7 protein-coding genes are annotated in these 6736 nt (G+C 43.9%); 4 read left to right on the top strand and 3 right to left on the bottom strand.

Going from position 1 to position 6736, the window contains the following annotated elements:
* Nucleotides 1–166 precede the first annotated feature (166 nt).
* Together QZ158_RS07135 and QZ158_RS07130 are read left to right on the top strand one after the other, a co-directional pair.
* On the top strand, nucleotides 167–514 hold the full coding sequence (locus QZ158_RS07135) for a VOC family protein (RefSeq protein ID WP_293887086.1): 348 nt from the start codon (nucleotides 167–169) through the stop codon (nucleotides 512–514).
* Between the two features lie 512 nt (nucleotides 515–1026).
* Nucleotides 1027–2466: a 6-phospho-beta-glucosidase gene (locus QZ158_RS07130; RefSeq protein ID WP_293887084.1), complete on the top strand. Its 1440-nt coding sequence runs from the start codon at nucleotides 1027–1029 to the stop codon at nucleotides 2464–2466.
* Between the two features lie 114 nt (nucleotides 2467–2580).
* On the opposite strand, the gene QZ158_RS07125 is transcribed toward QZ158_RS07130, so the two are convergent.
* The gene (locus tag QZ158_RS07125) at nucleotides 2581–3114 is read right to left on the bottom strand and encodes a hypothetical protein (RefSeq protein WP_293887082.1); all 534 of its coding nucleotides are present in this window, start codon (nucleotides 3112–3114) and stop codon (nucleotides 2581–2583) included.
* A 203-nt stretch (nucleotides 3115–3317) separates the two neighbouring features.
* Here QZ158_RS07125 and QZ158_RS07120 point away from each other — a divergent pair, with 203 nt between their 5' ends.
* Both QZ158_RS07120 and QZ158_RS07115 read left to right on the top strand, forming a co-directional pair.
* Nucleotides 3318–4007, top strand: a complete 690-nt coding sequence (locus tag QZ158_RS07120; protein WP_293887087.1) for a response regulator transcription factor — start codon at nucleotides 3318–3320, stop codon at nucleotides 4005–4007.
* On the top strand, nucleotides 4007–4894 hold the full coding sequence (locus QZ158_RS07115) for a HAMP domain-containing sensor histidine kinase (RefSeq protein WP_293887080.1): 888 nt from the start codon (nucleotides 4007–4009) through the stop codon (nucleotides 4892–4894). Before QZ158_RS07120 ends, QZ158_RS07115 begins: the two co-directional genes overlap by 1 nt.
* A gap of 20 nt (nucleotides 4895–4914) precedes the next feature.
* Here QZ158_RS07115 and QZ158_RS07110 read toward each other — a convergent pair whose 3' ends face one another.
* A complete protein-coding gene (locus QZ158_RS07110) occupies nucleotides 4915–5667 on the bottom strand; it encodes an ABC transporter permease (RefSeq protein ID WP_293887078.1) in 753 nt (250 codons plus the stop codon).
* A gap of 54 nt (nucleotides 5668–5721) precedes the next feature.
* Complete coding sequence (locus QZ158_RS07105) at nucleotides 5722–6630, bottom strand: ATP-binding cassette domain-containing protein (protein ID WP_070505273.1); 909 nt, start codon at nucleotides 6628–6630, stop codon at nucleotides 5722–5724.
* Between the last annotated feature and the right edge of the window lie 106 nt (nucleotides 6631–6736).

Here is a 6736-nt window from a genome sequence, read left to right as displayed (position 1 = left end):
GTACCATTCCGCCTCTTCTTGGAAGAAGAAGGGTTGCAATCACGCGCAATCAAATAATCCCGCTCGTGGAAAATCAAAGATAAACATTGTAGATTTTATGCTTTGATTTTCTTAGAGAGAAACTTACAAGATCGGAGCAATCCGGTCTTTTTCTGGAGGATAGTAAATGAATTTAAATCAATTAGATATCATCGTTTCAAATGTTCCCCAAGTATGTGCCGACTTGGAGCGTATTTTTGATAAAAAAGCTGATTATGTTGACGACAGTTTTGCTCAGTTCACGATTGGCAGTCACTGTCTCATGTTATCCCAAAACCATTTGATACCTTTGGAAAATTTCCAGTCAGGAATCATTCTTCACGTTGAAGTTGAGGATGTAGAGCAGAACTACCAACGGTTGAAAGATCTTGGTATCCAGGTTTTAAATGGTCCAGCTGTAACTGATTGGGGAACCGAATCCCTGCTAGTAAGTGGTCCAGCAGGTCTAGTGATTGATTTTTATCGTATGAAATAGGGGGCGTGGTCATTTAACGTCAACCTTAGCTATTCTTAAAATAGAATTTGAGAAAATGAACTATAGAAAAGATCGGAGCCATCCGGTCTTTTTATTAAATACAAAATCTTCTTTGAAACTTTCCTTAGGTGAGTACGGACGTTAGGTGAAATTATCCAGTGGATGATTTCAGCAATCCAGGAAGTTCCATGACTTAGTTTTGAACCTAAAGTTTCAAAACTCCCGAGTGCTAGAAACAATCGTGTTTCTAGCACTTTTCTCACGGCGGAAAGTTTCAGTTTATTCTTTACGATTAAAAAATAGGAATCATTCTTATTTTTTCAGAAAAGCTGATATTAAATTAGGTGAAAAACAATTTGTATACATCCTAAAAAATCGGAGTTCTCCGGTCTTTTTGTATTGCGCGTGAACAAAAACAATCTTAGAATAGTATCAGTTTTTCCTAGGATGCTGTAAGATTTTTGGGTTAGAGAAGGGTATAATAGAACTATCAAATCAAGTGAGGTAGAGAGATGACCGATAGACTTCAATTTCCAGATGGTTTCCTTTGGGGTGGGGCGACGGCTGCCAACCAATGTGAAGGAGCTTATAATGAAGACGGCCGTGGCTTGGCCAATGTGGATGTGGTACCGATTGGTCCTGATCGTCACGCCATTATCACGGGTCAGAAAAAGATGTTCGACTTTGAAGAGGGCTATTTTTATCCGGCTAAGGATGGTATTGATATGTACCATCGCTACAAGGAAGACATTGCGCTCTTTGGGGAAATGGGCTTTAAAACCTATCGCTTGTCCATTGCCTGGTCTCGGATTTTCCCGAAAGGGGATGAACTTGAGCCAAACGAAGCAGGTCTACAGTTCTATGAAGACCTCTTTAAGGAGTGCCACAAGTATGGCATTGAACCCTTGGTGACCATTACCCACTTTGACTGTCCCATGCATTTGATTACTGAGTATGGAGGTTGGCGCAGTCGCAAGATGTTGGAATGTTATGAACGTCTCTGCCGGACCCTCTTCACTCGCTACAAGGGTTTGGTCAAATACTGGCTGACCTTCAATGAAATCAATATGATCCTTCATGCGCCTTTTATGGGAGCGGGTCTCTGCTTTGAAGAAGGGGAGAATGAGGAGCAAGTCAAATACCAGGCGGCTCACCATGAGTTGGTCGCTTCAGCCATTGCTACCAAGCTAGCCCATGAGATTGATCCCAACAATAAGGTTGGCTGTATGTTGGCAGCTGGTCAAAACTATCCGCATACCTGTGCTCCGCGAGATGTCTGGGCTGGTCTAGAAGAAGACCGCAAGAACTATTTCTTTATCGATGTGCAGGCGCGTGGGGAATACCCTAACTATGCCAAGAAAGAGTGGGAGCGTCAGGGTATCACGGTCGAGATGACAGAGCAGGACCTTCAATTGTTGAAAGACCATACAGTTGACTTTATTTCCTTCTCCTACTATGCCAGTCGGGTCGCGTCAGGGGATCCAGCTGAAAGGGAAAAAACAGCGGGCAATATCTTTGCCTCTCTGAAGAACCCCTACCTAGAAAGTTCGGAATGGGGTTGGCAGATTGACCCTCTTGGTCTCCGCATTACGCTCAACACCATCTGGGATCGCTATCAAAAACCTCTATTTATCGTAGAAAATGGACTAGGCGCCGTTGATACTCCAAATGAAGCCGGGGAGATTGAGGATGACTACCGGATTAACTACCTGGCAGCTCACATCAAGGCCATGCGGGATGCTATTCATGAAGATGGCGTTGTCCTCTGGGGCTATACGACTTGGGGCTGTATTGACTTAGTCTCTGCTGGGACTGGAGAAATGAAGAAGCGCTACGGCTTTATCTATGTTGACCGGGACAACGAAGGTAAGGGAAGCTTGGAGCGCTCACGTAAGAAATCCTTCTATTGGTACAAAGAAGTCATTGCGTCCAATGGGGCTTCTGTTGAATAAAAGTTTTCGGTACTTGCTGGTCGACTTTCCCCTATAAACTAAAAAGCTTAGAATCCCAACCACAAGCTGGGGTCCTAAGCTTTTTGTATGTAGTTAAACTGAGTCCTTACTGATTTACTTGTCGTAGTCTAAGACATTGTTCTCGATGACAAACTTAGATTCAGCGGAAATGTTGGCTTCTCCTAGTTGCAACTGCGAACTTCCGTCTGGCTTCATGATGTGCCACTGGCCGTCCTTGTGGGCAAAAATAGCCTGAAATGTGACGTTATCACTCTTGTCTCGAATGGGTAGAACAAATGCTTGATCTGTATTCTCTAAGAGAATCTCTTCTTTTTTTTCAAAGTTATAGATATAAAATTGTCCAGTTCTTTGTCCCAAACCATGAAGTTCGTCGACTTTTTGCCAGTTTTCAAATTTTGTCCGAACAAGGGATTCATTATAAATCTTGTTGAAGGTTTCGTTGCGTTTCTTCGTTTCTTCCTCGTCTAGTGTTTTCTGAAACTCTGCAACCTTTTTAGTCGTTTGGATGGTTTGTTTGTTTTGCTCCCTGATTTGGTGTCGGTGGATGACTCGCATCATTCTTGCAGAAACACCCAGGATGACAAGGATGGATACAAGGCTGATTTTAGTTTTGGCATTTTTTTTCATAGATGAGTCTCCCTATTGCGTCATTGGTCCTATTATACCCTTTGAAAGAAAGGATAGTCAAGTTCATCCTGTGATGACCTAACATGCAGATCTACCTGGGGACTATAGAATTTTTTCATATTTTCATTGACGAAGGAGCTTTTATTTGATAGGCTAGGGGAATAGAAATGATTTGGAGTTCAAAGGAAAAAGGAGCGAGGCAAGTGGCACGGATTTTATTAATCGAGGATAATAATGATATCCAAGAAATTTTATACAGTCTCTTAAGTAAAGATCATGAGGTCCTTCAGGCTTTTTCAGGTACAGAAGGGCTGCGGCTCTTCCAGCAAGAAGCTGTTGATTTGGTCCTTCTGGATGTCATGCTTCCTGGGAAAAATGGGGACCAGGTCCTGGAGGAGATCCGTTTGCAGAGTCAAGTGCCGGTCATCATGATGACCGCTCTTGGGGATAAACACCTCATTAGCCAGTACCTCTTAGCTGGTGCCAATGATTATATTGTCAAGCCCTTTAATCTGGATGAAGTGGCAGCTCGTGTGACGGTGCAGCTGCGAAATCAAACGACGGTAGCACAGGAAGCTCAAGCGCCGCAAAAGCTATCCTTTAAGAATTTGGTCTTAAATCCAGAAACTTTTGAACTGGAGTCTGGCGAACAGACGCTTCGCTTGGGCAAAAAAGAATTTCAAATTTTTGAGACCTTGCTGGCACATCCAAAGAAGATTTTCACCAAGGAAGAATTGTATGAAGCGGTCTGGGAAGAGGTCTATCTGCCAGGAGACAATACACTAAATGCCCAATTGAGCAATCTCCGAAAGAAAATTGCCCAGCTAGACTCGGATGAGGACTATATTGAAACCGTCTGGGGCTTGGGTGTTCGCTTGAAAGGAGACAAGTAATGTGGGGATTGGTTCTAATTCTAGTCGTCCTTGTCCTTCTCTTGGGACTTGGCTACCTTCGCCTACTCTCTGCTCTCAAAGATTTGCAGGAGCAAATTCAAAAGAAGCTCCAAAATGGGAGTGGGGTGCGGTTAACGTCACGTGTTTCAAAAAAAGAAATGGTCGCCTTGACCAAGCAGGTCAGTGATCTCTTTGATCAGATCGAGCGGACCAATCGGATTGCCTTTCAAGAGAAAAAGACCTTGGATATGGCGATCAGTAATATTGCTCATGATATCCGGACGCCTTTGACCATTGCATCGGGCTATACCCAACAAATCATCAAGGGTGGGACGCAGGAAGAGGAAAAGCTGAAGAAAATTGCTTCCAATCTTCAAGTCGTCTCAAAACGCCTGGAATCTCTCTTGGAATATAGACGTTTGATGGAGGGAGCTATTCAGCCTCGGCTTACAGACGTTAATCTCAGCCAAGTCCTGACCCAGCAGTTGTTCCAGTATTATGATAGCTTGTCGGAGGCAGGGATTGCCTTAGAGGTAGAGCTAGAAGAGCATCTTCATTATGCTACGGATCCGGAGCTCTGGGAGCGCCTCTTGCAAAATATGCTCAGCAATGTCCTCAAGCATGGGAAGGATCAGGCGCGTTTGACCTTGATGTCGGATGAGGACACGATTCGGGTAGAGCTGCGCAATATTGTGCAACAACCGATCCAACACTTAGACCAATTGGCTAGCCGCTTCTACTCTGAAAATCTGTCGGATACAGAAGAGTCTTCTGGCTTGGGTCTCTACATCATTCAAAATTTTGTAGAGATCTTAGGGGGCGACTTGCAACTGGCAACAGAGGCAGATTGGTTTATCTTGACCATTACACTGAGAAAAAAGGCTTGACCACTCGTCAAGCCTTTTTGTCATAAATCTTTGTGTTTGAAAGTAGCGAGTCCTAGGAAGCCAAAAACAAGGATGAATCCAAGGGCGATAGAGAGGGTGTTCGTCGTTGCTGTCGTACTTTGAACCATGGAATATTGGAATTCCAAGTTTAGATAGTGGAGAATATCAATATCTTTAAAGAAAAGCGCAGGAAGACTTAAGAGGATATTTCCAACGAAGTAGCCAACGAAGGCCAAGGTGATGGATTGGCTAGCGTAAAGGAGGAAGGAAATGATGCTGACCCAAGCCAGAGTGGAAAGGAACTGAATCAGCACGGTCAGACCAAAATGAGCAAGGAAGTGCTCTGGCATGGTTCCAAGTCCATTGTAGAGGGTCGCGATCAAGAAGACGAGACCATAAGAAACGAGAAATTGGAAGAGGGCAATGGTCAGGACAACGGCGCTTTTGGCAAAGTAGTAGCTGGTGCGCGAAACCCCATAGGCCAGATTATTCTTGTATAAGTTTTGCGTTAAGTCTGTTCCTAGAACCAAGGTGATGACAATAATGGTAAAGAGGATAGTCACACTGATGCTGGAAGAGTAGTTGGTCAAGGCTTTAAAGCCCGTCCAAACTTCGGTTGCTTGGGGTAATTTGGATTCCGTATTGACGCCGACGTGGCCGGTAGCTCCAAAGATGACTCCAGACAGTATGTTGAGAACGAGAATGGCTTCTGTAATCCAAAAACCTTTAGAGCGAAAAAGTCTGTAAAAATCTGCTTGAATGGTATGCAACATGATAAATCTCCTAAATGAAATAAGTGGGATAAGTAATACAAGACAGTGGGTTGACTAGTCTACCAAGTCCGTAAAGAATTTTTCCAGATCTTGGCGGGCATAGTAGATTTCGTCCACGTCAATATCCGCTTGAACGAGGGCTTTGACAATGACTTTAATATCGTGAGTCTGTCCGAAGATATGGATTTCTCCATCCTTATCGATGACCTTGATGCGGTGATGGAGTTGATCCTGAATCAGTTGACTCGCAAGGGCTAGCTGGCTAGTCTTGAGGATGATGTAATCTTCTCCTTGTTCTTCGAATTCAGCCTTGCTAATTTCTTTGATCAGGCGACCTTGGTCGACAATACCAAAGCGATTGGCCACCAGATAGAGTTCAGAGAGGATGTGACTGGAAATGAGGATGGTCATGCCGAGTTCATCGTTGAGGCGCTTGATCATCTGACGGAATTCCTTGATTCCGACAGGATCGAGACCATTGATGGGTTCATCCAAAATGAGGAAGTCGGGTTTGGCAATGAGCGCAATCGCAATTCCCAACCGTTGTTTCATCCCGAGTGAAAAATCACGGAATTTCTTCTTACCCGTATTATTCAGGCCAACATAGTTCAAGGTTTCTTTGATGACCTGGTCGGGATTGGGGATATGGCGAGCCTTGCAATAGTAGACTAAGTTTTGGTAGGCGGTCATATGCTTGTGAGCCACAGGACTTTCAATGACAGATCCGACACGTTTCAGGGCTTGCGTCCACTGGGAGCGATTCGTGGAAGCAAAGAGGGAGACGCTTCCGTCAGTTTCTTGAATCAACTGGGTGATGACCTTGATGAGGGTGGTTTTCCCAGCCCCGTTCTTACCGATCAGACCGTAGACGTCGCCTTTGCGAATGGTGAGATTCACATCATTTAAGGCGTATTGATGACCGAATTTTTTACTCAAATGAGAAATTTCTAATACTTTTTCCATGGTTTTCTCCTTCGTCCAAATGACTAGTTGTTTTCTTTACACTCTTAGTATACAGCTTGCTTTTCAAATAACTATCAAGCAATTCTAAAATATTTCTAAAAAAACG

Source organism: Streptococcus sp. A12 (assembly GCF_905372335.1).
GTDB lineage: Bacteria > Bacillota > Bacilli > Lactobacillales > Streptococcaceae > Streptococcus.
Note: the sequence above shows the minus strand (reverse complement) of the source record. Positions and strands in the feature narration are given on the sequence as shown.

What these genes read in the sequence shown, in the direction of transcription:
- QZ158_RS07135 (WP_293887086.1), top strand. Translation starts at nt 167, where the DNA reads ATGAATTTAAATCAATTAGATATCATCGTTTCAAATGTTCCCCAAGTA.
- QZ158_RS07110 (WP_293887078.1), bottom strand. Translation starts at nt 5,667, where the DNA reads ATGTTGCATACCATTCAAGCAGATTTTTACAGACTTTTTCGCTCTAAA.
- QZ158_RS07125 (WP_293887082.1), bottom strand. Translation starts at nt 3,114, where the DNA reads ATGAAAAAAAATGCCAAAACTAAAATCAGCCTTGTATCCATCCTTGTC.
- QZ158_RS07130 (WP_293887084.1), top strand. Translation starts at nt 1,027, where the DNA reads ATGACCGATAGACTTCAATTTCCAGATGGTTTCCTTTGGGGTGGGGCG.
- QZ158_RS07105 (WP_070505273.1), bottom strand. Translation starts at nt 6,630, where the DNA reads ATGGAAAAAGTATTAGAAATTTCTCATTTGAGTAAAAAATTCGGTCAT.
- QZ158_RS07115 (WP_293887080.1), top strand. Translation starts at nt 4,007, where the DNA reads ATGTGGGGATTGGTTCTAATTCTAGTCGTCCTTGTCCTTCTCTTGGGA.